Source organism: Comamonas testosteroni (genome assembly GCF_000761245.1).
Classification (GTDB): domain Bacteria; phylum Pseudomonadota; class Gammaproteobacteria; order Burkholderiales; family Burkholderiaceae_C; genus Comamonas; species Comamonas testosteroni_C.
The window spans coordinates 338488-365060 of sequence record NZ_AWOR01000078.1; the positions used below are offsets into that span (position 1 = coordinate 338488).

At 63.1% G+C, this 26573-nt stretch carries 22 protein-coding genes, 1 tRNA gene and 1 riboswitch; of the genes, 9 read left to right on the plus strand and 14 right to left on the minus strand.

Features of this window, described 5'->3' with window-relative positions; translation table 11 throughout:
- The first annotated feature begins 228 nt into the window (after window positions 1-228).
- Window positions 229-1245, plus strand: a complete 1017-nt coding sequence (locus tag P353_RS23550; RefSeq protein WP_034375069.1) for a glycosyltransferase family 2 protein — start codon at window positions 229-231, stop codon at window positions 1243-1245.
- Window positions 1246-1277: 32 nt separating this feature from the next.
- The gene (locus P353_RS23555) at window positions 1278-2177 is read left to right on the plus strand and encodes a lysylphosphatidylglycerol synthase transmembrane domain-containing protein (RefSeq protein WP_196354130.1); all 900 of its coding nucleotides are present in this window, start codon (window positions 1278-1280) and stop codon (window positions 2175-2177) included.
- Here the strand turns inward: P353_RS23555 and P353_RS23560 are convergent.
- On the minus strand, window positions 2168-3472 hold the full coding sequence (locus tag P353_RS23560; protein WP_034375075.1) for an O-antigen ligase family protein: 1305 nt from the start codon (window positions 3470-3472) through the stop codon (window positions 2168-2170). The two genes, P353_RS23555 and P353_RS23560, sit on opposite strands and share 10 nt — an antisense overlap.
- A 75-nt stretch (window positions 3473-3547) precedes the next feature.
- Here P353_RS23560 and P353_RS23565 point away from each other — a divergent pair, with 75 nt between their 5' ends.
- Complete coding sequence (locus P353_RS23565) at window positions 3548-4312, plus strand: glycosyltransferase family 25 protein (RefSeq protein WP_034375078.1); 765 nt, start codon at window positions 3548-3550, stop codon at window positions 4310-4312.
- Here P353_RS23565 and P353_RS23570 read toward each other — a convergent pair.
- From P353_RS23570 to radA, 5 genes are all read right to left on the minus strand, one after another.
- A complete protein-coding gene (locus tag P353_RS23570) occupies window positions 4302-5387 on the minus strand; it encodes a glycosyltransferase (RefSeq protein WP_034375081.1) in 1086 nt (361 codons plus the stop codon). The genes P353_RS23565 and P353_RS23570 overlap by 11 nt on opposite strands.
- Window positions 5388-5465: 78 nt before the next feature.
- Window positions 5466-5675 (minus strand): zinc-finger domain-containing protein, encoded by a 210-nt coding sequence (locus tag P353_RS23575; RefSeq protein WP_003059801.1) that lies wholly within the window; start codon window positions 5673-5675, stop codon window positions 5466-5468.
- A gap of 143 nt (window positions 5676-5818) precedes the next feature.
- A complete protein-coding gene (locus P353_RS23580; RefSeq protein ID WP_034375087.1) occupies window positions 5819-6757 on the minus strand; it encodes a branched-chain amino acid transaminase in 939 nt (312 codons plus the stop codon).
- A gap of 81 nt (window positions 6758-6838) precedes the next feature.
- Window positions 6839-7294, minus strand: coding sequence for a hypothetical protein (locus P353_RS23585; protein WP_034375089.1), 456 nt, complete (start codon window positions 7292-7294; stop codon window positions 6839-6841).
- A 180-nt stretch (window positions 7295-7474) separates the two neighbouring features.
- On the minus strand, window positions 7475-8860 hold the full coding sequence (gene radA / locus P353_RS23590) for a DNA repair protein RadA (RefSeq protein WP_012836620.1): 1386 nt from the start codon (window positions 8858-8860) through the stop codon (window positions 7475-7477).
- A gap of 180 nt (window positions 8861-9040) precedes the next feature.
- On the opposite strand from radA, the gene P353_RS23595 reads away from it, so the two are divergent.
- A tRNA-Met gene (locus P353_RS23595) sits at window positions 9041-9117 on the plus strand.
- 251 nt (window positions 9118-9368) lie between these two features.
- Here the strand turns inward: P353_RS23595 and P353_RS23600 are convergent.
- A complete protein-coding gene (locus P353_RS23600; protein ID WP_034375214.1) occupies window positions 9369-10676 on the minus strand; it encodes a Glu/Leu/Phe/Val family dehydrogenase in 1308 nt (435 codons plus the stop codon).
- 209 nt (window positions 10677-10885) lie between these two features.
- Between P353_RS23600 and P353_RS23605 the strand changes: the two genes are divergently transcribed.
- Complete coding sequence (locus P353_RS23605; protein WP_052084994.1) at window positions 10886-11809, plus strand: fumarylacetoacetate hydrolase family protein; 924 nt, start codon at window positions 10886-10888, stop codon at window positions 11807-11809.
- A gap of 168 nt (window positions 11810-11977) precedes the next feature.
- On the opposite strand, the gene P353_RS23610 is transcribed toward P353_RS23605, so the two are convergent.
- Complete coding sequence (locus P353_RS23610) at window positions 11978-13093, minus strand: PPK2 family polyphosphate kinase (protein WP_034375099.1); 1116 nt, start codon at window positions 13091-13093, stop codon at window positions 11978-11980.
- Between the two features lie 126 nt (window positions 13094-13219).
- Window positions 13220-14131, minus strand: a complete 912-nt coding sequence (locus P353_RS23615; RefSeq protein WP_034375100.1) for a LysR family transcriptional regulator — start codon at window positions 14129-14131, stop codon at window positions 13220-13222.
- A 93-nt stretch (window positions 14132-14224) separates the two neighbouring features.
- Between P353_RS23615 and P353_RS23620 the strand changes: the two genes are divergently transcribed.
- On the plus strand, window positions 14225-14728 hold the full coding sequence (locus P353_RS23620) for a PACE efflux transporter (RefSeq protein ID WP_052084989.1): 504 nt from the start codon (window positions 14225-14227) through the stop codon (window positions 14726-14728).
- Between the two features lie 109 nt (window positions 14729-14837).
- Here P353_RS23620 and gltS read toward each other — a convergent pair whose 3' ends face one another.
- Window positions 14838-16076 carry a sodium/glutamate symporter gene (gltS, locus tag P353_RS23625; protein WP_034375219.1) on the minus strand — a complete coding sequence of 413 codons (1239 nt, stop codon included), beginning with the start codon at window positions 16074-16076 and terminating at the stop codon, window positions 14838-14840.
- 419 nt (window positions 16077-16495) lie between these two features.
- A riboswitch (S-adenosyl-L-homocysteine riboswitch) is annotated at window positions 16496-16605 on the plus strand.
- A gap of 36 nt (window positions 16606-16641) precedes the next feature.
- Here gltS and metH point away from each other — a divergent pair.
- Complete coding sequence (gene metH, locus P353_RS23630) at window positions 16642-19401, plus strand: methionine synthase (RefSeq protein WP_080750659.1); 2760 nt, start codon at window positions 16642-16644, stop codon at window positions 19399-19401.
- A 75-nt stretch (window positions 19402-19476) separates the two neighbouring features.
- On the opposite strand, the gene P353_RS23635 is transcribed toward metH, so the two are convergent.
- The 3 genes from P353_RS23635 to cls form a co-directional block, all read right to left on the minus strand.
- Window positions 19477-20169: a GntR family transcriptional regulator gene (locus P353_RS23635; protein ID WP_034375102.1), complete on the minus strand. Its 693-nt coding sequence runs from the start codon at window positions 20167-20169 to the stop codon at window positions 19477-19479.
- 8 nt (window positions 20170-20177) lie between these two features.
- Complete coding sequence (locus P353_RS23640) at window positions 20178-21518, minus strand: C4-dicarboxylate transporter DctA (RefSeq protein WP_034375103.1); 1341 nt, start codon at window positions 21516-21518, stop codon at window positions 20178-20180.
- 247 nt (window positions 21519-21765) lie between these two features.
- On the minus strand, window positions 21766-23211 hold the full coding sequence (cls, locus tag P353_RS23645; RefSeq protein WP_034375105.1) for a cardiolipin synthase: 1446 nt from the start codon (window positions 23209-23211) through the stop codon (window positions 21766-21768).
- 208 nt (window positions 23212-23419) lie between these two features.
- On the opposite strand from cls, the gene P353_RS23650 reads away from it, so the two are divergent.
- Window positions 23420-24652, plus strand: a complete 1233-nt coding sequence (locus P353_RS23650; protein ID WP_034375221.1) for an ammonium transporter — start codon at window positions 23420-23422, stop codon at window positions 24650-24652.
- A gap of 26 nt (window positions 24653-24678) precedes the next feature.
- Window positions 24679-24999 carry a hypothetical protein gene (locus P353_RS23655; RefSeq protein WP_034375106.1) on the plus strand — a complete coding sequence of 107 codons (321 nt, stop codon included), beginning with the start codon at window positions 24679-24681 and terminating at the stop codon, window positions 24997-24999.
- 104 nt (window positions 25000-25103) lie between these two features.
- On the opposite strand, the gene P353_RS23660 is transcribed toward P353_RS23655, so the two are convergent.
- Window positions 25104-26480 carry a glycerophosphodiester phosphodiesterase family protein gene (locus P353_RS23660; RefSeq protein ID WP_420093397.1) on the minus strand — a complete coding sequence of 459 codons (1377 nt, stop codon included), beginning with the start codon at window positions 26478-26480 and terminating at the stop codon, window positions 25104-25106.
- Window positions 26481-26573: the final 93 nt, after the last annotated feature.

The window sequence follows — 26573 nt, forward strand, 5'->3', positions numbered from 1 at the left end:
CAAATTAAAAGAGCCAGCCATATCCATGGCTTGGCATACAGGGCTTGTTGCCAGTCGGGGCGAATAGAAGTCGAGGAGTTTGATGCCATAGGATTTGGCGAGTGCACATTTTTTGATAGTACGCACTTACGATTGCGCTTGGCTTTGCAGGCCAAACAATGGGCTTGGCGCAAATGGCACATGGGGTATTCAGTTAGTATAGGTGACTGTTATCCCCAAGCATTCAGCATGACGTCCGTGCACGATTCAAACCCCGAAGTCTCCATCGTTGTTCCTGTATATAACGAGTTCGATAATCTGCCCGATCTGGTGGCCCGCATTGACGAGGCCATGCGCACCCAGGCACTGAGTTACGAGCTGATTGCAGTGGACGATGGCTCGACGGATGGCAGTGCCAAGCGTCTGCGCGAGCTGGCCGAACAGCATCCCTGGGTGCGCGCCGTCTGTCTGGTGCGCAACTACGGCCAGTCCAGTGCCCTGCAAGCCGGTTTTGACCGGGTGCGTGGCCGTTATGTGGTCACGCTGGATGCCGACCTGCAAAACGAACCCGGCGATATTCCGCTGCTGCTGGAGCGCCTGGAAAACGACCCCGATGTGGACATGATCTCGGGCTGGCGCAAGAATCGCCAGGACAAGGCGCTGTCGCGCCGCCTGCCTTCGGTGCTGGCCAACCGCCTGATTTCCAAATTCACCAATGTGCAGCTGCACGACTATGGCTGTGCATTGAAGGCCTATCGCCGCGAAATCATCGACCGCATCCGCCTGTATGGCGAGATGCACCGTTTCATCCCCTCACTGGCGCGTGATGCCGGTGCGCGCATCACGGAGATTCCGGTGCGTCACCATGCACGCACGCGCGGTGTCTCCAAATACGGCATAGATCGCACTTTCCGGGTGATCCTGGATCTGATCTTCATTGTCTTTTTCATGCGCTTTCGCCAGCGTCCCCTGCATGCCTTCGGCGGCATGGGGCTGTGGATGGCTACGCCTGGCGTGCTGATTCTGCTGTGGCTGCTGGCGCAGAAGATCATGGGTGAAGCGATTGGCGGCCGCCCCCTGTTGATGGCAGGGGTCATGCTGGTGCTCATGGGCATGCAGTTCATCGCGGCGGGCCTGATCGGCGAGCTGCTGACGCGTATCTATTACGAGTCGGGCAGCGGCCTGCAGTACCACGCCAAGGATTACGGCGCTGTCGAATACAAGCCTGCAGACAAGGCCGCGAAAACCGAGACCGCGCTCCTGTGAGCAAGGCGCGTAAGGCGTTTGTCCGGGCCCTGATGGGCATCGCTTTGCTGGCCGCCGTTGTCTATCTCGCGAATCCGGTCCAGCTCTGGGGCCGGCTGCAGCAGGCCAACCCCTGGTGGCTTCTGGGGGGCTTGGGGGTTTCCTTTGCCTCCAATGCGGTGTCGGCATGGCGCTGGCGTGCCATGGCCCAATGGCTTGGGGCCGAGATGTCGCTGGCCTCAGGCATGCGCTGGTATTTTCAGGCGATTGGCCTGAATGTGCTGCTGCCGGGCGCTGTCGTGGGCGGCGATGTCTATCGTGCAATTGCGCTGCAGAAGACCGGGCAGGCCAAGGCTGCCAGCAATCTGTCGGTGATTCTGGATCGTGTCAGCGGCCTGTGGATGCTGTGCGCGATCGGCGGTCTGGGTGCGGTGGCTTGCGCTTCCACGCTGGCCCCCTGGGTGCACATGGATACCGCGATCTTTGTCACGCTGCTGCTTGTCGTCATCGTGCTGTGGTTGCTGCTGCCTTGGGTCGCTTTGCAGGGCTTGCGCAGCAACTGGCTCAAGTTGCCTGGTGCATGGCTGGAGCCTGTGCGCATGGCAGCAAGCAGCCCGAACTTTCTGCTGCAACTGTGGGTGCAAGCAGCATCCTCGGCATTGGTGCAATTGCTGTCTGCTGGTGCACTGGCCTGTGGGGCCATGGCTCTGGGCCTGCATTTGCCGCTGGCCGTATGGGCCTTTGTCATCGCCCCTGTGTTTCTGATGGCTGCGCTGCCTGTAAGTGTGGGTGGCTGGGGCACCCGTGAAGCCGCTGCAGTGGCAGCTCTGGCTCCCTTCGGAGTGCCTGCGGTACTAGCGGTCGGGGTTGGGCTCTTGTATGGTGTCTTTGCCCTGGGCCAGGGGGCTCTGGGAGCTCTGGCCCTGGGTTTGCCGGGCAGGGCTCAGGACTGAGCCGCTGCGGGAGCCCTGGCTTCCAGTCTGCAGATACCGCCCCAGAGCACGGCCAGGCTGAAGATGTAGAACATGTTTCCGCTGTTGTGAGCGAAGAATACCTGGGTCCAGCCAAAGCCGAAGTAGGCCAGCGGCAGCAGGGTGGCTGCTGCACGCAGAGCCAGCAGCCTGGGGCGCTGAGCCGCATCGGCAAGCGCCAGGCGGCGCGGCGTGGGCCAGAAAATGGCGGCAGGCACGGCATAGAACGCCAGCAGCAGGATCAGACCCGGTAGCCCGCGCTTGACCCACATGTCCAGGATTTCGTTGTGCGCATGCCCATACTCCATGACCGAGGGATGGGCCAGGCCTTGATCGACCATCTGCTTCTTGGCCGCAGGGTAGCCGGCCAGTCCCCAGCCACTGAAGGGGCGTTGCTCGATTAAATGAATCGCAAGCCGCCATTGCTCCAGGCGCTGGCCGACCGAGGTCATCGCATATTTCTGGGGATCCTGCAGATACTGTGAGACTTCCCGGGCGGCTTCGGCACTGCGTTGTTCCAGCTTCTGGTAGGCCGGCACTGCCACGATCAGCCCTAGCATGAGCATTGCTGCCGCAGCCATGCTGGCCAGACGCTTGTAGCCATTGAGCCAGGCCATCAGCCAGATGGCCGCGATCAGCAGCGGGATCACCACCCAGGAGCCTCGGGAGTCGGAAAGAAAGGACGCAAAGACACCGCATGCACCCAGCAGGCCCAGGGCAGCGGCCTGGGCCTTGCTCCAGCGGCCCAGCACGGCCAGCGACAAGGTGGCAAAACCCAGGTACATGGCGATGCCGCCATACTGGATGGCATTGGTAAAGCCGGTTACACGCGGCATCTTGAGCACGCCGGCCTGGTATACGGCAATGGCCAGGGCGCCTGCGCAGCCCAGGGCCAGGCCCCAGACAATGGCCGAGAGCCGGACACCCGATTTGCTCAGATACCAGAGGCTCAGAGCGGCCAGGGCATATTTCGCGCCGTAGCCCCAGCCTGCCGCCGAGAACCAGCGATCGAAGGACAGGCTCCAGAGCAGTCCCAGCACCAGCATCAGCCCCACCAGCACCAAGGTTTCACGGCGGGCAGGGCCTTTGGGGCGAGCGGCGACGGAGCCGACCAGCGCCAAAAGAGCCAGGGCCGTGGATCCGTAAGAGTAGCCAGAGGGAACGCAAAGACTCAGTGCAAAGAATGCAAAGCAGGCGGCATCCAGGGCATGAGCAAGTGCAGCCACCCGCTTGCCGGGCTGGCCGGGTTGAGGGGTGACGGGTGTAGGCACATTCATAGTTGTAATCGGGTTCTTCTGCGAGGCAGCGGGCTTCAACCTACACTGCAGGTCTTGTGTTCGGTGCAGAAGTGTATGTCGTCATTACCCATTGTCTTTATCAATTTGTCCAAGGACGCTGAGCGTCGCGAGCGCATGACGGCCCAGTTCGCGCAAATGGGGTTGACGGCGTCGCGTTTGCCTGCCGTGTGGTGGGCGGATCTGTCCGAGGCCGAGCAAAAACGGCTCTTCTGTGCGCCGCAAAGCCATGGCCGCTACTTCAAGCCCCTGAGCAACGGAGAGAAGGGCTGCTATGCCAGTCATCTGAGGTCATGGCAGCAGCTGCTGGATAGCGATGCGCCAGCCATGGTGGTCTTCGAGGATGATGTGCGGCTTCTGCCGCAATTGCCGCAGGCGCTGGCGGCGATCGAGGCCCTGCCCGCCGATGGCAGCTGGGACATGATCAAGCTCTACGGGCGTGAGCCGGAAAAGATAGCCAACCAAGGTCCGCTGGTCGCGGGGGCCTTGCAGCTGATCTCCTATCAGCGGGTGCCCAGCTTTGCTGCCGGCTATGTCATCAGCCGCTCCGGTGCCCGCAAGATGCTGAAGGCACGTGTTCCCTTCGACAGGCCGGTGGATGTGGATATCCGCTTCTGGTTTGAAAACGACTTGCGCGTTTACGGGGTCTATCCCTCGGTCATTGCTCTGGACGATACCAGTGAGGTCAGCAGCATCTGGGCCCAGCAGGCAGCACCGACGAGCCGCCTGCAGAAATTGCGCAAATTCAAGATGAAGCTGGCATTGAACTGGGGCAATCTCCGGGCGGCAAAACCCCAGGTATCGGCGGTGCTCAAGCCTTGAGCGGCAGCAGCCTTTGATATTGGCCCCACATCTGCTCTCGTCCATAGTGGCCGAGGGCCTGAGCACGCGCCGCTGCGCCCAGGCGCTGGGCCAGGGCTGGGTCCTGGAGCAGTCGTTGCAGTGCATCCGCCATGGAGTCGGGGTCTGACTCCTGAACCCGCAGGCCGTTCACCTCGGGGGTGACGACTTCCCGGGCGCCGATCACATCGGAGACGACACAGGCGCAGCCTGCGGCCATGCCTTCCACAAGAGCCAGAGGCATGCCTTCCCAATGTGTCGCCAGAACAAAGATCTGCGTTCTGGACAGTCGCTGGGGCAGGTCCGAGACATTGCCCAGGAAGCGAACCTGCTGCTCAAGTCCGAGCTCGGCCACCAGCCGCTCGGCTCTGGCCCTGAGTGAACTCTTGCCTGCGCCGGCCAGATAGAGTGTGGGCGTCAGGCCGCGTTGCCTGAGAGCGGCCATGGCCCTGATCAGCGTGTCGTGATCCTTCTGGCGCGCAAAGCGTGAGGCCATGTAAATCGCCGGTTCGCGCTCTTGCCAGAGCGAGGGCATGGCCTCCTGGGGAAAGCGCGTCAGGTCGATGCCGTTGCAGATGGCAATGCATTTCTCGGCCGGGAAACCCCTCTCGACCAGGCTGGTCCTGACGCCTTCGGAGACGCCGATATGGGCCTGGGTGAACGGCTCCAGCGCCAGGGCCTGGCGCAGACGACGCGGTGTGTAGCGCTCGCGCGAGTTGTGTTCCACATGAAAGACATGCGCCACTCCCTCGGCCGCCGCCGCGCGCCGGCCCCAGATATGGTCGCTGAAACCATGAGCGAACATGGCATCCGGCTTGAACCCGCGAATGATCTTGCGCAGCTCCCAGACGGTGAGCGCATGCAGCCAGTTGGACACCACGATGACCTGAAGACCTTGCTGGCGCAGTGCGTCAATCTTGCGTTCATCCGTGCTGGGTTTGCGGCGCAGCACCAGCACAACTTCATAGCCGGGTGTGCGCAGTGCGGCCAGACTCAGGTCTACGGCGACCTGGGTGGCACCGGAGAAGCCTCCGGTAACAAAGTGAAGAATGCGCATAACTCGCGATCGTGGCTCGCAAATGAAAAAGCATCTGGTCGTTCGCTGGAGCGACCAGATGCCTTGGGGTTTTGGGAATCAATGCCCGCCAGCAAACACCTCACCGGCCTTGAGGCGGTAGGTCGTGCCGCAATAAGGGCATTTGGCATCGCCGGTCTTGGCCACGTCCAGATAGACCTTGGGGTGGCTGTTCCACAGCTTCATGTCGGCCTTGGGGCTGGGGCAGAACACACCACCCTGGGCGTTCAGGTCTTTGGCGGCCAGTTCGACGACGGCATTCGTGGTCATTTCTCGTGTCTTTCGTGTTTTCAATAATGAAGCATGGCCGGAAATACTGGCGCAATTGAGATCAGAAGCACCGAGCAAGGGCCGTCCCGCAGCGACGGTGCTGTCCCCCGAGGGGGAAGCGGCAAAGCCGCTCAGGGGGTGATTTATACCAAGGTGAGCCAGTGTGCGTATTTGGGGTTGCGGCCGTTGACGATGTCAAAGTAGGCCGCCTGGATTTTCTCGGTAATCGGGCCGCGGCGGCCTTCGCCGATCTGCACGCGGTCCACTTCGCGGATGGGCGTGACTTCTGCGGCGGTGCCGGTGAAGAACAGCTCGTCCGAGATATACAGCTCATCGCGGGTGATGCGCTTTTGCACCACTTCCAGGCCCAGGTCCTTGCAGATGTGCAGCACGGTGTTGCGGGTGATGCCGTTGAGTGCGCCTGCAGACAGGTCGGGGGTGTAGACCACGCCGTCCTTGATCACAAAGATGTTCTCGCCCGATCCTTCGGAGACAAAGCCCGAGGCGTCCAGCAGGATGGCCTCGTCGTAGCCGTCGTCCAGAGCCTCGGTATTGGCCATGATGGAGTTGGTGTAGTTGCTCACCGCCTTGGCCTGGCTCATGGTGATGTTCACATGGTGGCGGGTGAAGCTGGAAATCTTGGTGCGGATGCCGCGCTGCATGCCTTCCTCGCCCAGATAGGCGCCCCAGGCCCAGGCAGCCACCATCAGGTGGATGGTGTTGCCCTTGGGCGAGACACCCAGCTTGCGGTCGCCGATCCAGGTCAGCGGGCGCAGATAGCAGGATTTGAGACCGTTGGCCTTGACCACCTCGACCTGGGCCTGATTGACCTGTTCCTGGCGGAACGGGATCTGCATGCGCAGGATCTTGGCACTGTTGAACAGGCGCTTGGTGTGCTCTTCAAGGCGGAAGATGGCCGTGCCCTGTGCGGTTTCATAGGCGCGCACGCCTTCAAAGGCGCCGCAGCCATAGTGCAGCGTGTGGGTCAGCACGTGGATCTTGGCGTCGCGCCATTCCACCAACTGGCCATCCATCCAGATCTTGCCGTCGCGGTCGGACATCGAGGGAACAACAGGGCTCATAAAACCATCCTCTATGGGTTGTGTGTTCGGCGGGCGCTGCTGCCGGGTCGGCGGCAGCGCTTGTCTCCTGAAGTCGCCATTTTAGAGGGAGGTCGGCTCCGATGTCCGGTCTGTTGCTTGTGCGTCAGCCGCCGCTGGGTCTTCCTTTTGCTCGGGACGCTGCAGCTCCCACTTCATGAGACGGCCAGAGACAAACTCGCAGGTCACATGGGACTGCGAGCCGTCGGTCCAGCGGTAGATCTCGGGACTCTGGCCCTCTTCGGACAGACGCTGGCCCAGGGAGCGGGTCATGGCCACCACATGGACCAGCGGAGCCTTGGGCTTGAGCTTGGCATTGAGCATCACGGCGCTGCCTACATAGCCGATAGGCCGGTCCGACGCCTTCTTCATGATGGACATCAGGCGCGTGAAGTGCAGCAGCACCCACATGATGATGCCGCCTGCCACGGCCGCCACGCCGGGCCAGCCCGCAGAGTTGTAGGCCGCGATCACCAGCACGATCAAGCCCAGGGGAACCAAAATATTGCGCAAATTCATGGGCTTATTGTCTTACGAGGGTATGGGTTCGAGTGTGCGGGCAGTGCGTATGCCCGTACAGGCTGCTGTGATCAAGGGGTTTTCAAAAACAGTAGCTGTACTCGCATATGAATAAATGATTTCAGATAATTTATTAGCTCAAAGCAATGATTTACAAGCATAAGCAGCTATCAAAATACATCAGCCAATGCCACGCACGATGTTGATGGCTTCATCCACGCGCTCCACGGCATGGATGGTCAGTCCAGCGATGGGTTTCTTGGGTGCATTGGCCTTGGGAACCACGGCGATAGTGAATCCCAACTTTGCCGCCTCCTTAAGGCGCTCCTGGCCGCGCGGTGCGGGGCGCACCTCACCGGCCAGACCGACCTCGCCAAACGCAATAAAGCCCTTGGGCAGCGATTTGCCGCGAAGGCTGGAAGTGATTGCCAACATCACAGCCAGGTCGGCCGCAGGCTCATTGATGCGCACGCCGCCCACGGCATTGACGAAGACATCCTGGTCGGCGCAGGCCACGCCCGCATGGCGGTTGAGCACGGCCAGCAGCATGGCCAGCCGGTCGCGGTCCAGGCCGACCGAGAGGCGGCGTGCGGCCGGGCCGCCCTGGTCCACCAGGGCCTGGATTTCCACCAGCATGGGGCGCGTGCCCTCCAGCGTCACCAGCACGCAGCTGCCGGGCACGGGCTCGCTGTGCTGGCTCAGAAAGATGGCGCTGGGGTTGGTCACGCCCTTGAGGCCTTTTTCCGTCATCGCGAAGACGCCGATCTCGTTGACGGCACCGAAGCGGTTCTTGATGGCGCGCACCAGGCGGAAGTTGCTGTGCGTGTCGCCTTCGAAGTAGAGCACCGTGTCCACCATGTGCTCGAGCACGCGCGGGCCGGCCAGAGCGCCGTCCTTGGTGACATGGCCCACCAAAATGATGGTGATGCCCGTGGTCTTGGCCGCGCGCGTCAGATGGGCCGCGCATTCGCGTACCTGGGCCACGGACCCCGGAGCTGAGGAGAGCTGGTCCGAATACACCGTCTGGATCGAGTCGATCACCACCACGGCGGGCTGGGTGGCCTCCACGGTGGCCAGGATTTTCTCGAGCTGGATCTCGGCCAGTACATTGACCTGGCTGTTGTCCAGCCCCAGCCGGCGCGAGCGCAGGGCCACCTGGGCGCCGCTTTCCTCGCCCGTCACATAGAGCGTGGGCAGGCCGATGCGATGCAATGCATCCATGGCTTGCAAAAGAAGTGTGGACTTACCTATTCCGGGGTCTCCGCCAATCAGCACCACGCCACCTTCGACCACGCCGCCGCCCAGCACGCGGTCCAGCTCCTCGATGCCGCTGGGCGTGCGCGCCACATCCTGGGCTTCGATGGCCGACAGCGGGGTGACGGGCTGGGCATTGGCCAGACCTGCATAGCCCTGAGGCTGGCTCAGGCGGTTCTTGCCGCCCGAGGCGGAGTCGGCCACGGTCTCGACCAGTGTGTTCCAGGCGCCGCAGCCCGGGCATTTGCCCAGCCAGCGCGGGCTGGTGCCGCCACAGGCGTTGCAGGTGAAAGTGGTTTTCTCTTTGGCCATGGGCGGCAACTATACCGACTGGCATGGGCGGCAATTGCTGCTGCCCATAGGGAGCTGGCGACAAATCTCAGAGCCAGTAACCATAAAAAGCGCGTTTTTATATAACTGCTCCGCATGACAGGCCGATTTAGGCTACAATTGCGCCATCGACACAGCAACTGCTGTTGAGAAACAAATTACCGCGCGATGGAGCAGTCTGGTAGCTCGTTGGGCTCATAACCCAAAGGTCGGAGGTTCAAATCCTTCTCGCGCAACCAATAAAAAAGCCTTCTGGAAACAGAAGGCTTTTTTCGTTGTGCTCGCGCTAAAAAAGGCACATCCCAACAAAGAGATGCCGAGCAAGAGACGGCCTCGCGGCCGGGCCGCCCCGGCGAAGCCAGCGTCCCCCTCCCTTGGCGCGAAGCGCGTAGAGAGAGGGGTTCCCGGCTAGGGGCGTCCGGCCAGGGGCGCCCGGCCAGGGGCGCCCGGCCAGGGAGAAGGCGCGCGTAGCGCCTCCGCCTCAGGGGGTTTATGGATACAGGCCGCGTGCCTCGCGGGCGTGGAGAATGCGCTTGCAGGCCACGATGAAGGTGGCGGTGCGCAGTGTCACCTTGTGCTCCTGGGCCACGGCCCAGACGCCGGCAAAGGCTTCCTGCATGATGCGCACCAGACGGGCGTTGATTTCGTCTTCGGTCCAGAAGAAGCTGGAGAAATCCTGCACCCACTCGAAGTAGCTCACGGTCACGCCGCCGGCATTCGCAATCACGTCGGGCAGAACCAGCACGCCTTTTTCGCTGAGGATGTCGTCAGCCTCAGGAGTGGTGGGGCCGTTGGCACCTTCGATCACCAGCTTGGCCTTGATCTGGCCGGCGTTTTCCTCGGTGATCTGGCCTTCCAGTGCCGCGGGGATCAGGATGTCGCAATCCACGCCCCAGAAGGCGGCTGCATCCATGGCCTCGCCACCGGCAAAGCCACCCACACCGCCGGTATTGCCCACATGCTCCAGCAATGCCGTCACATCCAGGCCATTGGCGTTCTGAATGGTGCCCGTATGGTCCTGCACGGCCACGACCTTGGCTCCGGCATCGGCAAACAGCTTGCCCGCAGTGCCGCCCACATTGCCAAAGCCCTGCACGGCCACGCGTGCGCCCTGCACATTCAGGCCGGTGAGCTTGGCGGCTTCCACGCCCACGGTGAACACGCCGCGGCCCGTGGCCTCGACGCGACCCAGCGATCCGCCCAGGTCCACGGGCTTGCCCGTGACCACGCCGGTGGCCGTGGCGCCCGTGTTCATGGAGTAGGTGTCCATCATCCAGGCCATGACCTGACCGTTGGTGTTCACGTCAGGAGCCGGAATGTCCTTGGTGGGGCCGATCAGCAGACCGATTTCGCTGGTATAGCGACGTGTCAGGCGCTCCAGCTCGGCCTTGGACAGCTTTCGCGGGTCGACACGGATGCCGCCCTTGGCGCCGCCGTAGGGCACGTTCACGGCTGCATTCTTGATGCTCATCCAGGCCGACAGTGCCATCACTTCGGACAGCGTCACATCCTGGTGGAAGCGCACGCCGCCCTTGCCGGGACCGCGGCTCAGGTTGTGCTGCACGCGGTAGCCCTCGAAGTGGGCGATACGGCCGTCATCCATCTCGATGGGGACATCGACGATCAGGATGCGCTTGGGACGCTTGAGCGTTTCCACCCAGCGGGCCAGCGAGCCCAGATAGGGGGTGACACGGTCGACCTGTTGCAGATAAATGCCCCAGGGACCGAGGTGATCGGGGTTGAGGTAGGAGGGCAGAGCATGCGCTGTGGACAGCGCTGAAGAGTCTTTGGCTTGCATGATGTAGGCCTGGTTGACTGAGTGGAGCAAGGTCGTTGTAAGCCCTTGCTGTCCGGGATTCACAGTGTGCGCGCGCCGAATTTTCCTGTCCAAGGCTTCTTGCTTGAGATGCTATGCATTTTGTGCATAACCATCCGAAAGCCGCTCTGGATGTGGGCCAAGCACTGAATTGGTGACATGGAGGCAGGAAATTTGCCATGATTGCCGTCATGTCTGAAAACAATGATTGCAAAAGCGGCTGGTGCGGCCCGGCACCGTTTGCCAATACCCCGCCCATAGGGCTGGCTCCCGAGCTGCAGACGCAGGAAGAGGTGCTGCCCGACTGGAAGACGTTGTGGCCCGATTTGCCCGAGGACAGCTATGCCACGGCCGATGCGCTGTGGTGGTCGCGCAAACTGGGCACGGCCCAGGCCCTGGGCGCCGACGTGGCAGCGCTGATGCGCGATGCCACCGATGCCCGCGCCGTGCAAAGCGCGTTGGCGCGCACCTGGAACTGGTGGCCCGCCGATCGCGCGCCGCGCTACTGGAAGTCCGGCGGCCCGGGCCGCAACGCCGCGCTGCTGCATGTGCCGCTGCCCGAGGACGGCATTCGCCAGGGATTGAACCCGGTGCCGGCGCCCGACACCGTCTTCAATCTGCGCTGTGCCGAGGCCGAGATCGCCCTGCGCATAGGCCGGGATGTGAGCGCCGAGCAGGCCGCAGTCCTCGATTACGACAGCGCGCTGGCGCTGGTGGATGCCGCCTGCGTGGCCGTGGAATGGGTGGATGTGCGCTGGCGCGACGGCCTCAAGGCCCCGGCCCTGGCCTTGCTGGCCGACGGCCAATGCCATGGCGGACTGGCGCTGGGCGAGTGGCAGAGCGCTTCCGTCATCGCCGGCCGCGACTGGGCTCGGCAGTTGTGCACGGTGGCCGTGAACGGCGGCCCGCCGCAGCGCTTTACCGGCACGCACAGCCTGGGCGATCCGGCCTGGCTGCTCGTGGACTGGCTGCAGCATGTGGCACGCGAATACGGCACTGTGCCTGCCGGCACCGTGGTGACGACAGGAACCTGGTGCGGCTGCATGCCGCTTCAGGCCGGTGATCGCTTCGAGATGGAGTTCGACGGCCTGGGCGCACTGGGCTGGCAGTTCTGATCCGCTCTGAGCTGATCCGTCCTGAGGTCTTCAAAAACAGGAGCTTCTAGCGCTTGTTGATAAATGATTTCAGATACTTTTGAATCTGAAATTAATTACTTGCATGCGTTAGCAGCTCTGTTTTTAAGAGCGAAGCACGAGCGCTGATGGCTGCGGGCGCTGGCCGCGTCAGCGGACCTTGATGTGATCGAGCGCTGGTGCGCCGGGCGGATATTTGAGCTCCAGATTGCCCAGCACCTCGCGCAGCACAGTGGCTACCATCAGATTGCGGTGGGTCTTGGAGTCGGCGGGCACGATGGTCCAGGGCGCCCAGGGCGTGTGCGTGGCGCCCAGCAGCTGGCCGTAGGCCTGCTGGTAGTCGTCCCACTGGGCGCGCACCTTGAGGTCGTTCTCGTCGAATTTCCAGTGCTTGCAGGGGTCGTCCAGGCGCTGCTGCAGCCGCTCGCGCTGTTCGTCCTTGCTGATGTGCAGCATGAACTTGACGATCACCGTGCCGGTCTCGCTGAGCATGCGCTCGAAGTCGTTGATCTGCGCATAGCGCTGGGTCTGCTGCTCGGGCGTGAGCCAGCCGTTGACCACGGGCACCAGCACATCCTCGTACTGGCTGCGGTTGAAGAGCACGATCTCGCCCGCACCCGGCAGTTGCTGGTGAATGCGCCACAGATAGTCATGCGCTTTCTCGATCTCGCTGGGCGCCTTCCAGCCCACGGTGCGCACGCCCAGCGGCGACATGCGGCCGAAGACCGCACGCAGCGTGCCGTCCTTGCCTGCGGCATCCATGCCCTGCAGGATGACCAGCAGCTTGAAACGCCGGTCGGCATAGAAAACATTCTGCAGCCCGTCCAGTGCCTCGGCCAGCTGGCTCACGCTGTCCTTGTCATATTGCTTGCCCTTGTCGCTGGAGAAGGGCTTGGCGGCCGGGTCGAACTTTTGCAGATCCACTGCGGGCCGAGGGTGCCCGGTGGTCAAACGACTGTCGCGTGGCTGGCCCGGTTGCCAGGGCTGCCATAGCTTGCGCAGCGCCTTGTCCTTGGTCTCGAAGGGGTAGACATGGGCAGCGGCGGGCGCGGGAAGCTCCGGTGCCTTCGCCGAAGCCTTGCTCAAGGTTTTGGCTGCAGGTTTTTTGATGGGGGCTGGCTGCGGGGCGGATGACTTGGCCGTCTTGGCGGCCTTGACCGATGCGCTGGTCGGAAACGGCAGGCGTTTGCGTGCCGGCTGGCGGTCCGGTTCGGTGGTCGCTGCAGGCGATGTGGCGGGGGCGGCTTTGGCGGGCTGACGGGGCATGTATTGAAACTCCTGTGCAGTGCAAATTGATTCGCTATGGAATGACTAGCGGCTGGCGCTTGTACATTCTGCTCCTTAAGCGTTTTTGGCTACAAGGCCGGATGTTGGAGGCAAGCCCATGCAAGCTCAGCGCTCGCGCAGCAGTTGCACAAAGCGCCTGGCTGCCAGACCCTGGGCACGCTCCTTGGACCAGACCCAGTCCACGAACAAGGTCGTGCCGTTGCTGATGTTGAGCACGGGAATTTCCATCAGTGCGCCGCTGCCGATATGCGACTCCACCAGGCCCTTGGGCAGCCAGCCCCAGGCCAGACCTGCACCTATCAGCGACAGCGCTGCCTGGTGGCTGTCCGTGCGCCAGAGCTGGCGCGCAAACACAAAGCGCGGATCGGTCTGCTGCGGGTCGCGGCTGGCTACCAGCACCTGACGCGTGGCGGCCAACTGCTCCACCGTGAGCTGCGGCCGTGTGGTGCGGCCCTGCTCATGCTCGGCCAGCGCCTGCTGCCAGAGCTCGAACTGCGGCGACATCACGGCCACCAGCGTCTCGCGGCCCATTTCCTGGAAGCCCTCGCGTCCGTCCATGGCGGGTCGCTCGAATACCAGGGCCAGATGGGCGCGACCCGCATGCAAAAGCTCCAGCGCATCTGCCTGGGGAGCTGCCAGCACCTCGATCGGCAGCGCGGGAAACTCGTGCACCAGCCGGTTCAGCGGTTCGCTCCAGTGCGTGGCCAGCAGCTCGGGGGCGATGGCCAGCGTCAGCCTTTCCTCCAGACCAGCATGCAGCGCCTGCGCCTGCCAGTTCAGCAACTGCAACTGCTCGGCCAGCAGGCGCGCCTGCGGCTCGAGCGCGCGGGCGGCGGCACTGGGCACGGGCTCGCGCCCGCTGCGGTCGAACAACTGCAGGTCCAGCTCGGCCTCCAGCTGGGCGATGGCCATGCTGACGGCCGAGGGCACACGCCCGAGCTTGCGTGCAGCCGCCGAGAAGGAGCCGGCATCGAGCACGGCAAGAAACAGCGGGACCTGGTCGGCGCTAAAGGGCATGGTGTCGATCTGTCAGAAAAATTGAAAGGAACTGACTTTTATCTTCAATTTCCAGAACATACACTGCAGCCCATGTCTCAACAAGCCTCAGCGATGGCATCCGCTTCCTCCTCTGCCGCATCTCTCAAAAATACCGCCGCCTTTGCGGCCCCCTCCAAGGTTACGGGCCTGCAAGGCCCCAAGCGTCGCATCCTCTACGTGGGTCTGTACGAACTCATCGCCATCATCGTCTCCAGCTTGATCTTCATGGCCATCGGCCAGAAGGCCAGCGACTCCGGCGTCATGGCGGTGGCCGCCTCGGTGATCGCGATCTGCTGGAATCTGAGCTTCAACCACCTGTTCGAAAAATGGGAATCGCGCCAGAGCGTCAAGGGCCGTTCCCTGATGCGCCGCGTGGTGCATGCCATCGGTTTCGAAGGCGGCATCGCCGCCATGCTGATCCCGCTGATGGCCTGGTGGTTCAGCATCTCGCTGTGGGAAGCCGCAGTGATGGAAGCCGGTCTGCTGGTGTTCTTCATGGTCTACACCTTTGCCTTCAACTGGGCCTTTGACCGCCTCTTCGGCCTGCCGGCTTCGGCCCAGGCCGTGGCTGCATGATTTGAGCCGCACAAGCCTCTGACGCTTGCGCTGAAGGCGCAAGCAACCATGAAAAAAGCGTGTTCCCTTCTACCGGAACACGCTTTCTTTTTGGGGCCTGATGCAGCGGTCAGCGAAGAATGCTGAGCATGGCCTGCAGCACAAAGGCGTTGATGATGTCGATGAAGAAGGCGCCGACCAGGGGCACGATCAGAAAGGCCTTGTGCGACGGGCCGTACTGGTTGGTGATGGCCTGCATATTGGCAACGGCCGTGGGCGTGGCTCCCATGCCGAAGCCGCAGTGGCCGGCGGCCAGCACGGCGGCGTCATAGTTCTTGCCCATGATGCGGAAGGTCACGAACGCCGCATACAGCGTCATGACAATGGCTTGCGCGGCCAAGATGACCATCAGCGGGCCGGCCAGGTCGGTCAGCTCCCACAGCTTGAGCGACAGCAGCGCGATGGCCAGATAGATGGACAGCGCGGCATTGCCGAAGACGTCGATGGCACGGTCAAAGACCTTGAAGCCGAACATATAGTCCAGCACGTTGCGGATGACCACGCCGCCGCCCAGCGCCCAGACAAAGGTAGGCAGCTGGATGACCGTTCCCATGGTCAGGCCGGTCATGAATTCGGCAAAGGCCAGGCAGCCCGCGAAGAGGGCCAGTGTCTCCACCGCCGCATCGGCCGTGATCAGGCGCGGAGCCTTGTTGGGCGACTCGAAGTTGGCGACCTCGCTGCCTTCGCTCACGGTGGGCGCATCGGCGCGCAGCTGCTCGGACTCGGTCAGCGGCTGGGCCAGTTGATGGCGTGTGATCAGCCGCTTGGCCAGCGGGCCGCCCACCAGGCCGCCGATGACCAGACCGAAAGTGGCGCAGGCAATGCCCAGGGTGGTGGCTCCCGTGAGACCGTATTGGTTTTCCAGCACCGAGCCCCAGGCTCCGGCGGTGCCGTGGCCGCCCACCAGCGTGATGGAGCCCGCGACCAGGCCGATCAGCGGATCCAGTCCCAGCACGGTGGCCAGACTCACGCCCACGATGTTCTGCATCATGATGAAGACGGCAATCACGCCCAGGAAGAGGAACAGCGCCGAGCCGCCCTCACGCAGCTTGGCGAAGTTCGCGCTCAGGCCGATGGACGAGAAGAACACCAGCATGAACGCCGACTGCAGGCTGCCCTCGAAGCTCATTGCCAGTCCCGTGGTCTGATGCAGCATGAAGATGATGGCCGCCACGACCAGGCCGCCGGAGACGGGCTCGGGAATATTGAAGTCGCGCAGAAAGCGGATATGTCTTGTCATGAGCTTGCCAAGCATGAGCACAAGCACGGCCATGATGAGGGTGTAGTACGCGCCGAAGGTCACGTTCATGAAGATCTCCTGGGTGGTTCCATGCAACGGCCGAATGGCCTGCCCGGTCATGGCTGGCAATCGGCGGTGCACGGCTGAGCACATGGACCAGACATTTGCTGTCGATGGTGCCAAAGACTCAAAGATAGGGGCTGTAGGTGCTTGTCCACTCATGGCAAGCGGACCCGTCGGTGCCGGGCTGCCTGAGAGCAGGAAAGCTGTGCGCGCCATTCCTTGCGGATGTGCACCATGTCGGGAATATGCTTGAAATGAGATGGGTGCATTCGTGTTTTGCGAAATTACCTTTTGCCCTGCTCCTGTTTTTGGGGTGTGGAAAGTCGAATCTGCTATAGCCATCCGCAAAGAGCTCGCCTGCACAGCCGCGGGGCAAAGCGCCTTGAAGCCCTGATTGCCCGCCCTCGCCGTAGAATGACGGGCTTCACCCCGAGGAGCGCTGCAGCAGGTCATCCCTGAGATGTTTGACCCGTCAGGCTCGGGGTCGCAGATCCGGTTGGCGATCTGCCTGCACTCCCAACGGCGCTCACCTGTTTTCGATTCTGTTTCTGGTTTTCACACAGGTGAGCTGATGTCCGCTGCTATCCCTTCCACTGCCATTCCTCCCATGCGCCTGTCGGGCCTGGAGCCCGTCTTCATCGGCGATGAGACGCTGTTCGTCAATGTGGGCGAGCGCACCAACGTCACCGGCTCCAAGGCCTTTGCGCGCCTGATCCTGAATGAGCAGTACGAGGAAGCGCTGGCCGTGGCGCGCCAGCAGGTGGAAAACGGCGCCCAGGTGATCGATGTGAACATGGACGAGGCCATGCTGGACAGCAAGGCCGCCATGGTGCGTTTTCTGAACCTGATTGCTTCCGAGCCCGATATCGCCAAGGTGCCGGTGATGGTGGACAGCTCCAAGTGGGACGTGATCGAAGCCGGCCTGCGCTGCCTGCAGGGCAAGGGCATCGTCAACTCGATCTCCATGAAGGAGGGCGTCGAGGAGTTCAAGAAGCACGCCAAGCTGGTCAAGCGCTATGGCGCTGCCGCCGTGGTGATGGCGTTTGACGAAAAAGGCCAGGCCGACACCTTTGCGCGCAAGATCGAGATCTGCGAACGCGCCTACCGGATTCTGGTCGACGAAGTGGGCTTCCCGCCCGAGGACATCATCTTCGACCCCAATATCTTTGCCGTGGCCACCGGCATCGAAGAGCACAACAACTACGGCGTCGATTTCATCGAGGCCGTGCGCTGGATCAAGCAGAACCTGCCCGGTGCCAAGGTCTCGGGCGGCGTCTCCAACGTGAGTTTCTCCTTCCGCGGCAACGACCCCGTGCGCGAGGCCATCCACACCGTGTTCCTCTATCACGCGATTGGGGCTGGCATGGACATGGGCATCGTCAATGCCGGCATGGTCGGTGTGTACGACGACCTGGAGCCCCAGCTGCGCGAGCGCGTGGAGGACGTGGTGCTCAACCGCCGCCCCGATGCGGCCGAGCGTCTGCTGGAGATCGCCGACAGCGCCAAGGGCGCGGCCAAGGACGACAGCAAGAAGCTCGAGTGGCGCGGCACGCCCGAGGCACCGAAGACCGTGGGCGAGCGTCTGTCGCACGCCTTGGTGCACGGCATCACCGACTTCATTACCGAAGACACCGAAGAGGCCTACCAGCAGATCGTGGTGCGGGGCGGCGGCCGCCCGCTGCACGTGATCGAAGGCCCGCTCATGGACGGCATGAATATCGTCGGCGACCTGTTCGGCGCCGGCAAGATGTTCCTGCCCCAGGTGGTCAAGTCCGCGCGCGTGATGAAGCAGGCCGTGGCCCACCTGGTGCCCTATATCGAGGAAGAGAAGCGTCAGCAGGAGGCGGCGGGCCTGGACGTGACCAGCAAGGGCAAGATCGTCATCGCCACCGTCAAGGGCGACGTGCACGACATCGGCAAGAACATCGTCACCGTGGTCCTGCAGTGCAACAACTTCGAAGTCATCAACATGGGCGTGATGGTGCCCTGCCACGAGATCCTGGCACGTGCCAAGGCCGAGGGCGCGGACATCATCGGCCTGTCGGGCCTGATTACTCCCAGCCTCGAAGAGATGCAGTATGTGGCCGGCGAGATGGACAAGGACGATTACTTCCGCATCAAGAAGATTCCGCTGCTGATCGGCGGCGCGACCTGCTCGCGCGTGCATACGGCCGTGAAGATTGCGCCCAAGTACGACGGCCCCGTGGTCTATGTGCCCGACGCCTCGCGCTCGGTCAGCGTGGCGCAGAGCCTGCTGGGCGAAGGCAAGCAGGCCTATCTGGACGAGCTGAGCGTCGACTATGACAAGGTGCGCACCCAGCATGCCAACAAGAAGAAGACGCCGCTGTGGACGCTGGAGCAGGCCCGTGCCAATGCTGCCGTGGTGAGTCATGCCCCCGTGGTGCCGCGCACCTTGGGCCGCCGCGTCTTCAAGAACTTCGACCTGGCAGAAATCGCCCAGTACATCGACTGGGGCCCGTTCTTCCAGACCTGGGATCTGGCGGGGCCGTACCCGGCCATCCTCGACGATGAGGTCGTGGGCGTGGAAGCGCGCAAGGTGCTTGCCGATGCCAAGCTCATGCTGCAGAAGATCATCGACGGCCGCTGGCTGCAGGCCAATGGCGTGATGGGCCTGTTCCCGGCCAATCGCGTGGACGACGACATCGTGTTCTACACCGACGAATCGCGCAGCCAGGTGCTGACCACCTGGTACGGCATGCGTCAGCAGACCGAAAAACAGGCCGTGGACGGCCCGGATGGCCGGCCCGTGATGCGCCCCAGCCGCTGCCTGGCCGATTTTGTGGCCACCAAGGAGTCGGGCATTGCCGACTATGCCGGCCTGTTTGCCGTGACCGCCGGTATCGGCGCCGAAAAGAAGGACAAGGAATTTGAAGCTGCGCTGGACGACTACAGCGGCATTATGTTCAAGGCCCTGGCTGACCGCCTGGCAGAAGCCTTTGCCGAATGCCTGCACCAGCGCGTGCGCAAGGATCTGTGGGGCTATGCCGAAGACGAGAGCCTGAGCAACGAGGAACTCATCAAGGAGGCCTACCAGGGCATTCGCCCCGCGCCCGGCTACCCTGCCTGCCCCGATCACACGGCCAAGATCGATCTGTTCAAGACGCTGCAGGCCGATGAAATCGGCATGACGCTGACCGAGAGCCTGGCCATGAACCCGGCATCCAGCGTGAGCGGCTTCTACATCGGCAACCCCGAGGCCAGCTACTTCAACGTGGGCCAGATCGGCGAAGACCAGCTGGTCGATATGGCTCAGCGACGTGGCATGGATGTCGAGGAGCTGCGCCGCTATCTGGCGCCGAATCTGGGCTGAACCCGCTTCACGGGCATGCTTTGCGAATGAAAAAAGCCAGGGTTGCCCCTGGCTTTTTGGTTTGGAGAGCGTTGCTCAGAGGCGTTGCTTGAGCACGGGGGCGAGCGTGGCACGCAGTCGGTCGCCGGGCTCTTCGGCCTCGGCCGCGCGGATTTCCAGCGAGCGCTCCACCGTGCCTATATGTTCCAGCAGCAGCGCCTTGGCACCCTCGGTGTCGCCGCGCTCCAGGGCGGCCACGATGCGTTCGTGCTCGGCGCAGGACTGGCTGGCGCTGTGCGTGGACTGGTAGAGCGTGGCAGCCAGGGTGGTGCGTGCCGTCAGATCGCGTAGCGTGTCGGCCAGCAGCCGGTGACCCATCTGTTCGGCCAGGCAGACATGAAAATCCGCAAGCAGGAAGGCGCGCGTGGCGCTGTCCGCACCGGCAATGGCTTTCTGCTCCTGGGCGATATGGCGGCGCAGCCTGGTGATGACGCGCTGCAGCGGCTTGCCGGCCTCCTGCAATATGCCGGTTTCGATGATCCGGCGGGCGGAGAACGCATCCATGGCCTCGGCGGCTGAGGGCTGGACCACATACCAGCCCCTGCGGGCCTGGACCTGGACAAAGCCACGCGCCTGCAGCTGCATCAGCGCTTCGCGCACCACGGTGCGGCTGACGTCGAAGTTGTTGGCCAGCTCCTGCTCTCCCAGCCGTTCGCCGGGTGCCAGTTTCTGGGCCAGGATGGCTTCGACGACGCGTTCCGCGATGTGCTGTGGAGAGGCAGGAGTCATTGCTTGGTTCAGTGGCTGGAGTGAGGGATGGGGACGATGACAGGCGGCACCATAGCAGATGCAGGCTCTTCGTCCTCGATCCGGGGCTCGGCCTTGCCGTCAAGTACCGCATGGGCACGTTCGCGGTCGATGTCGCCTTCCCAGGCGGCGATGGCCACGGTGGCCACGCAGTTGCCGATCAGATTGCCCAGAGCGCGTGCAATGCCCATGAACCAGTCCACCGACAGCACCAGCACCAGGCCGATCGCAGGGATGGCGGGGATGGCATGCAGGGTGGCGGCCAGCACCACGATGGCCGAGCCCGGTACGCCGTGCGCGCCCTTGGAAGTCACCAGTGCGATGGCCAGAATGGTCAGCAGGTCGGACATGCTGATCGGGGTGTTGGTGGCCTGGGCGATGAAGACCGCAGCCAGCGTGATGTAGATGGAGAACGCGTCCAGGTTGAACGAGTAGCCGGTGGGAATCACCAGGCCCACGGTGGAGTCGCGCACACCCATGTTGCGCAGCTTGGCCATGATCTGGGGCAGCACGCTGTCGGAGGAGGTGGTCGCGAAGACGATGGTCAGCTCCTCGCGCAGATAGCGCAGCAGCTTGATCAGGCTGAAGCCCGACAGGCGCATCACCAGGCCCAGCACCACGAACACGAAGAGCAGCACCGAGACGTAGAACAGCGCCACCAGCATGCCTAGCTGCTTGAGCGAGCCTATGCCGTACTGGCCCACGGTGAAGGAGATGGCGCCCAGAACGCCCAGCGGTGCCAGCTTGATGATGATGCCCATGACCTTGAACAGGGCCATGGACAAGGTGTCCACCAGCTCGGAGACGGGCTTGCCGCGCTCGCCCAGCATGGTCAGCGCGCAGCCGAACAGTACGGCGAACAGCAGCACCTGCAGCACGTCGCCCTTGGCGAAGGCCTCCACCACGGTGGTGGGAATGAGCTTCATGAGAAAGTCCACCGTGCCGCCGCTGGTCAGCTTGTCGGCATTGCTGGCGTAGGCCGCCATGGCCGAGGCGTCGAGCTTGCTGGTGTCCACGTTCATGCCCACGCCGGGCTCGAAGACAAAGGCCAGCACCAGGCCCATGCCCAGGGCGATGGTGGTCAGCACCTCGAAATAGATCAGGGCCTTGACGCCCACGCGACCGACGCGCTTGAGGTCGCCCGCGCCGGCAATGCCGTGCACGACCACGCAGAACACCAGTATGGGAATGATCATCTTGATGAGCTTGATGAAGCCATCGCCCAGGGGTTTGAGTTTCACGGCCCATTCAGGGGCCAGCAGTCCGGCGAGCACACCCAGTATGAGTGCGATCACCACCTGTCCGAACAGTGATCTGACAAAGCGGCGCATAGTCGTCTTTCGCAAGTTGTGGAATCTTGTATGCAAGTTGGTTGCAACTTGCATACAAGAATGTAGGCAAGCGAAAGGCGTGCCAGCAGAGGGTATTCCTGCAGATTTCCGTAATTTCGAAGAGGGTCAGCCCTGACTTTCATGCATGAAATCGGGGTGGCTGTCCGTCCTGGTGCGAGATCGGCAGCCTGTGTGCACGCGTGTGGTGCGCGGGAGGGGAGCGTGCCCAAAGCTTGGGCACCAGGGTCTACAGCAGCGGGCTCAGGGCGCCCAGCAGGTTGTCCCAGATGCGTTTCCACCAGCGGGTGGCACGCACTTGTTCCAGCGTCACCGCATCGGAGTCGCGCAGATAGCTTTGCTGGCGCTGACGGATGGCCTCGGTGGTGGCTTCGTCGTGCAGCAGCACATTGTTCTCGAAGTTCAGGTCAAAGCTGCGCAGATCCAGATTCGTTGAGCCGATCAGGCTGACCGAGCCGTCCAGGCACAGGGTCTTGGCATGCAGCAGGCCGGGGCGGAATTCGTGGATATGGACGCCGGCGCTCAGCAGCCGCCAGTAGTGGCTGCGACTGACGGCGCCGACTATCCAGGAGTCATTGCGGGCGGGCAGGATCAGCGTGACCTGCACCTGGCGCAGCGCGGCGGCGCACAAGGCATCGAGCACCGTGCTGTCGGGCACGAAGTAGGGGGTGGAGATCACGACCTCGCGCTGCGCACAGGCCAGCAGGCTGGCAACCAGCTGGGGTGTTGAGCGTGCTCTTTCCGTCGGCCCCTCGGCAATCGCAACGGCATGGAAGCCGTCGTCAGCGGCAGCGCCGGCCTCGGCCTCGGTTGCCGGTGGTTCAAGGCTCGCATCGGACTGCGCCCAGTCGCTGGCAAAAGCCTGCTGCATCTGCGTGGCCACGGGGCCCTGAAGGCGCAGCATGATGTCCACCCAGGGGGCATAGCGAGCCTTGATGTGAAAGCCCTCGTCGGCGCAGTTCTGGCTGCCGCAATAGTTGATCCTGCCGTCTATGAGCGTGATCTTGCGGTGGTTGCGCAGGTCGATGCGGCTGGTCAGCATCACCTTGAGCAGATTGCTGATGGGCAGGGCAATGGCCAGGTGCACGCCGGCCTGCTGCATCTGCTGCCACAGTGGCGAGCGCGTCAGTGCGCGCGATCCCAGTCCGTCGACCATGGCACGGCAGGTCACGCCGCGCTGCGCGGCACGCATCAGGGCATGGGCCATATCGGTGCCGGTCCTGTCGTCGAGCCAGATGTAGTACAGCACATTGATCTCGTGGTGCGCGGCATCCATGTCGGCCAGCATCTGCGCACGGGCATGTGCGCCATCGCGCATCAGCTCGGCCCTGTGGCCGGGCAGCGGCACAAAGCCGTTGATGGACGAGGCATAGCGGAAGGCCGGCAGCCATTGATCGGGAATGGCCGGCAGTGCCTGCGGGCTGCGGCCGGCATCAGTCGCGGCGCTGCTCCGGGACTGGCAGAACTCGCGCACATTGAGTCTTCTGCGGCCTGGTACGCGGCCCAGGGCCACCTCGCCAAACAGGTAGTACAGCAGGCAGCTCACATAGGGCAGCAGCACGATGACCATGAGCCAGGCCAGCCGCACGTCGGGCCGCATGTCCCGGCGCAACAGGATGCGCAGGCCGAAGCCGGCAATCAGCAATACATGAAGAGTCAGCAGCAGCCAGGTCATGAATCAGTGCAGCAACGATGGACCTTGTCGAGCATAACGGGCTCAGGCTTGAGCACAAGCTGCCCGTCGTGGTTCTCACGAAACAGGCGCAAAGGCCTTGATGGGTCAGAGCACGCTGCTATCCATCATGAAGCATCGACAGATCAACATGGCGCTGGCATGGAACCTGCTTCCTTCTTTGTCAAAGCAAACAAGCAGGGGGGAGTGCATGGAAATGGTGCCATTGACTGCCATCGACAAGGCAGATACGGGTTGGGTCATGGTCGCGTCGGCGCTGGTCTTGCTGATGACCTTGCCGGGCATCGCCCTGTTCTATGCGGGGCTGGTGCGGCGCAAGAATGTGGTCAACACCATGGTGGCCGTGTTCGCAGTGGCCTGTGTGGTGACCCTGACCTGGTTCGGCCTGGGCTACTCGCTCGCGTTCACCGCCGATTCTCCCTGGCTAGGCAATCTGGGACGCGCCTGGTTTGCCTCGCTGCACTTCGACGGCCGGCGCAGCGTGATCTCGGTCAGCCATCTGGCGCCGCATTTGCCAGAAGCAGCCTATGCCCTGTTCCAGACCGCATTCGCCATCATCACCACCTCGCTGATCGTGGGGGCCGTGGTCGAGCGCATGCGCTTTGCGGCCCTGCTGGTGTTTGCCGCGTTGTGGAGCGTGGTGGTCTACGCTCCGGTGGCGCACTGGGTGTGGGAGAGCGGCGGCTGGCTGAACCAGCTGGGCGCACTGGACTTTGCCGGTGGTGCCGTGGTGCATGTGAACGCGGGCGTGGCGGCACTGGTCTGTGCCTTCATGATGGGGCGCAGGCGTGGCTATGGCACCGAGCCATTCGAGCCGCACAGCCTGGGCTGGACGGCCATGGGCACGGCGCTGCTGCTGTTCGGCTGGTTCGGCTTCAATGCCGGATCAGCCCTGTCCGCCGACGGGCGTGCAGCTCTGGCCTTTGTGGTCACGCTGGTGGCGGCCTCGGCCGCCGGGCTGGCATGGATGGTGGTGGAGTGGCTGGTTCGCGGCGCTCCGACCTTGCTGGGCCTGCTCTCGGGCATGGTGGGCGGTTTGGTCGCCATCACTCCTGCCGCTGGTTTTGTGCAGGTGGGAAGTGCGGTGTGGATAGGCCTGATTGCGGGCGCCGTCTGTTTCTGGGGCGCAACCTGGCTCAAGCGCAGGCTGGGGGCCGACGACTCGCTCGATGTCTTCGGCGTGCATGGCGTGGGAGGCATTGCCGGCTCCATCCTCACGGCGGTGTTTGCCGACCCCCTGATTGCCGGCCCAGGCGCCACGGTGCTGAATCAGCTGATTGCGGTGGCCGCGGTGGCTGCCTACAGCGGCGCAGCCACGGCCGGGGTGCTGGTGCTGATCCGTCTGCTGATGCCGTTGCGGGTGGATGCCGTGCAGGAAATGGAGGGCCTGGATATCAGCCTGCATCTGGAGCGTCAGCACTAGTGGTCCATCAAAGACAGGAGCGGTGTATGGAGGACAGCGAACGAGTGGCGGTGGCTGCACATCTGCATGTGGTGTTGCGCCGCAAGACGGGCCGGGTGACCGATACCGAATGGATGGCCTGCAACCAGGCCTATGCACAGGCCATGGTGGCTTTTGCGCTGGAGCATGCGCGAGAGCAACAGGACGAGGAGCTGGCGCGCCTGGCCCGGCGTCTGCACGACAGCTGGAGCGGCGACAAGCCCCGGCATGCAGCGCCTGCCGAGACCGCGCAGAGCGATGGCTCCGTCACCGCCAAGGCTGCCGAGATACTGCGTACCTCGGCACGCTATATCGGCGGCCTGCGCTGAGGCACAAGCCGGATCTGAGGCCGGGACGGCTTGGTGCCACAGATCACAAGGCCTGTGATCCCTGGCAGTCCGCTGCAGCTGGCCGTGCCGGCAACGAGCCTGGACTATTGCTTTTTCAGCTCGGCAATATAGGCATCGCGGGCCTTCACGCCATCGGCTGTGAAGTCGGTGAAAACGCCGTCAATGCCCAGGCGGTAGTAGGCCAGATATTCCTGCAGCGGGTCGCCCTTGAAGATGCCCGCGAGCCGGCTGGCTTCGCTGCGGAAGGTGAAGCTGTGCACCACCAGGCCGGCCTTGTGCGCATTGGCGATCAGGCCGGTGTCCTTGAGCGTGTTGACGTCCTTGAGGCCTGCGCCGTCCTTGTAGGGAGCGACGGAGTGGGCCAGCACCTGGGGTTTCCAGGGGCCGATGCCGTCGGCATAGGTCTTGATCTCGGCCAGACCTGCCGGCGTCTGCATGACCGCGAAGGTGCGCGCATCGCCGGCCAGAGTCCAGCTATAGGGGCGGCCGCTGATGAAGGTCCATTCGTCGGCGGTGATATAGCCTACGGAGCCGTCCCTGAAGTTGTAGTCGTTGCCGTCAATCAGCTGCACCCCCTTGGCCCGCATGCCCGCCTTGCGCAGATACTTCAGGCTGTCGGGGTCGAAGCTCTGGATGTAGATGGGCGCTTCCTTGCGGTTGAGGTTGTTTCTGTCCAGCAGCGCCATCACGGCATCTTCGAACGGGTGCTCGCCCGTGCCGCAGCTGTTGGCAATGGCCTGCTGGTTGTTCCAGTAAGGATTCTTGGTCTCGGCGTAGACGGCAATCGTGCGGCCTGCCGCCTTGCCCTTGGCCAGCGCGATATCGATCACATCCTGTGCGCTGATCAGTGGCAGCTTGCCATTCCATTCGGTGGGGCGATCGGCGCGGTTGTCCAACGTCGTGCCGCCAAACAGCGTGCGCAGCTCATGCAGGGTGAAGTCCGAGATGGACCAGTCGCCGGTGTGGTCCTCGCCATCGACCACCAGAGCCTGCAGCACCGACTTCTGATTGTTCGGGTCGATGCGGTCGCTCAGGTACTGCGCGGGGCCGTTGGCGGCAATGGCCGGGTACTTCACGTTGACCATCACGCCGAGCGTGTTGCGCTTGCGGCCCGCCACATAGGCATTGATCTTGGCGACCTCGGCGATATTGGTGCTGTCGCTGAGCCAGGCGTTGTGGCGTGCCACCAACTGGCAGTCGCGGCTCAGGTGCATGTCCAGCTCGATCATGTCGGCACCGGCATCAATGGCTTTCTCATACGCCATCTGTGTCTGCTCGGGGTACAGCCCCGAATAGCCGCGGTGGGCGATGACCTGGGGCTGCTTGCCGTCCAGCGTCAGAAATTGCGGCGCAGGCGCTGGTGCCGGGCCGTCTCCGCCGCCACAGGCGCTCAGGGCAAAGGCGGCAAGCAAGGTAAGAGCAAAGACGGGGTGGTGGGTATGGGACATGGGTTCAGGCATGGATGGAGATCGCCTCATGCTTGCGGTTGTTGATGACGGTTGTGTGACCGTGCCCTCAGAGCGTGTTCACGCTCCGAAGCACAGGGCTGCCGG

Coding starts and splice junctions, on each gene's coding strand:
- P353_RS23550 (WP_034375069.1), top strand. CDS start 229: ATGACGTCCGTGCACGATTCAAACCCCGAAGTCTCCATCGTTGTTCCT.
- P353_RS23555 (WP_196354130.1), top strand. CDS start 1,278: ATGGGCATCGCTTTGCTGGCCGCCGTTGTCTATCTCGCGAATCCGGTC.
- P353_RS23560 (WP_034375075.1), bottom strand. CDS start 3,472: ATGAATGTGCCTACACCCGTCACCCCTCAACCCGGCCAGCCCGGCAAG.
- P353_RS23565 (WP_034375078.1), top strand. CDS start 3,548: ATGTCGTCATTACCCATTGTCTTTATCAATTTGTCCAAGGACGCTGAG.
- P353_RS23570 (WP_034375081.1), bottom strand. CDS start 5,387: ATGCGCATTCTTCACTTTGTTACCGGAGGCTTCTCCGGTGCCACCCAG.
- P353_RS23575 (WP_003059801.1), bottom strand. CDS start 5,675: ATGACCACGAATGCCGTCGTCGAACTGGCCGCCAAAGACCTGAACGCC.
- P353_RS23580 (WP_034375087.1), bottom strand. CDS start 6,757: ATGAGCCCTGTTGTTCCCTCGATGTCCGACCGCGACGGCAAGATCTGG.
- P353_RS23585 (WP_034375089.1), bottom strand. CDS start 7,294: ATGAATTTGCGCAATATTTTGGTTCCCCTGGGCTTGATCGTGCTGGTG.
- radA (WP_012836620.1), bottom strand. CDS start 8,860: ATGGCCAAAGAGAAAACCACTTTCACCTGCAACGCCTGTGGCGGCACC.
- P353_RS23600 (WP_034375214.1), bottom strand. CDS start 10,676: ATGCAAGCCAAAGACTCTTCAGCGCTGTCCACAGCGCATGCTCTGCCC.
- P353_RS23605 (WP_052084994.1), top strand. CDS start 10,886: ATGTCTGAAAACAATGATTGCAAAAGCGGCTGGTGCGGCCCGGCACCG.
- P353_RS23610 (WP_034375099.1), bottom strand. CDS start 13,093: ATGCCCCGTCAGCCCGCCAAAGCCGCCCCCGCCACATCGCCTGCAGCG.
- P353_RS23615 (WP_034375100.1), bottom strand. CDS start 14,131: ATGCCCTTTAGCGCCGACCAGGTCCCGCTGTTTCTTGCCGTGCTCGAT.
- P353_RS23620 (WP_052084989.1), top strand. CDS start 14,225: ATGGCATCCGCTTCCTCCTCTGCCGCATCTCTCAAAAATACCGCCGCC.
- gltS (WP_034375219.1), bottom strand. CDS start 16,076: ATGAACGTGACCTTCGGCGCGTACTACACCCTCATCATGGCCGTGCTT.
- metH (WP_080750659.1), top strand. CDS start 16,642: ATGTCCGCTGCTATCCCTTCCACTGCCATTCCTCCCATGCGCCTGTCG.
- P353_RS23635 (WP_034375102.1), bottom strand. CDS start 20,169: ATGACTCCTGCCTCTCCACAGCACATCGCGGAACGCGTCGTCGAAGCC.
- P353_RS23640 (WP_034375103.1), bottom strand. CDS start 21,518: ATGCGCCGCTTTGTCAGATCACTGTTCGGACAGGTGGTGATCGCACTC.
- cls (WP_034375105.1), bottom strand. CDS start 23,211: ATGACCTGGCTGCTGCTGACTCTTCATGTATTGCTGATTGCCGGCTTC.
- P353_RS23650 (WP_034375221.1), top strand. CDS start 23,420: ATGGAAATGGTGCCATTGACTGCCATCGACAAGGCAGATACGGGTTGG.
- P353_RS23655 (WP_034375106.1), top strand. CDS start 24,679: ATGGAGGACAGCGAACGAGTGGCGGTGGCTGCACATCTGCATGTGGTG.
- P353_RS23660 (WP_420093397.1), bottom strand. CDS start 26,480: ATGCCTGAACCCATGTCCCATACCCACCACCCCGTCTTTGCTCTTACC.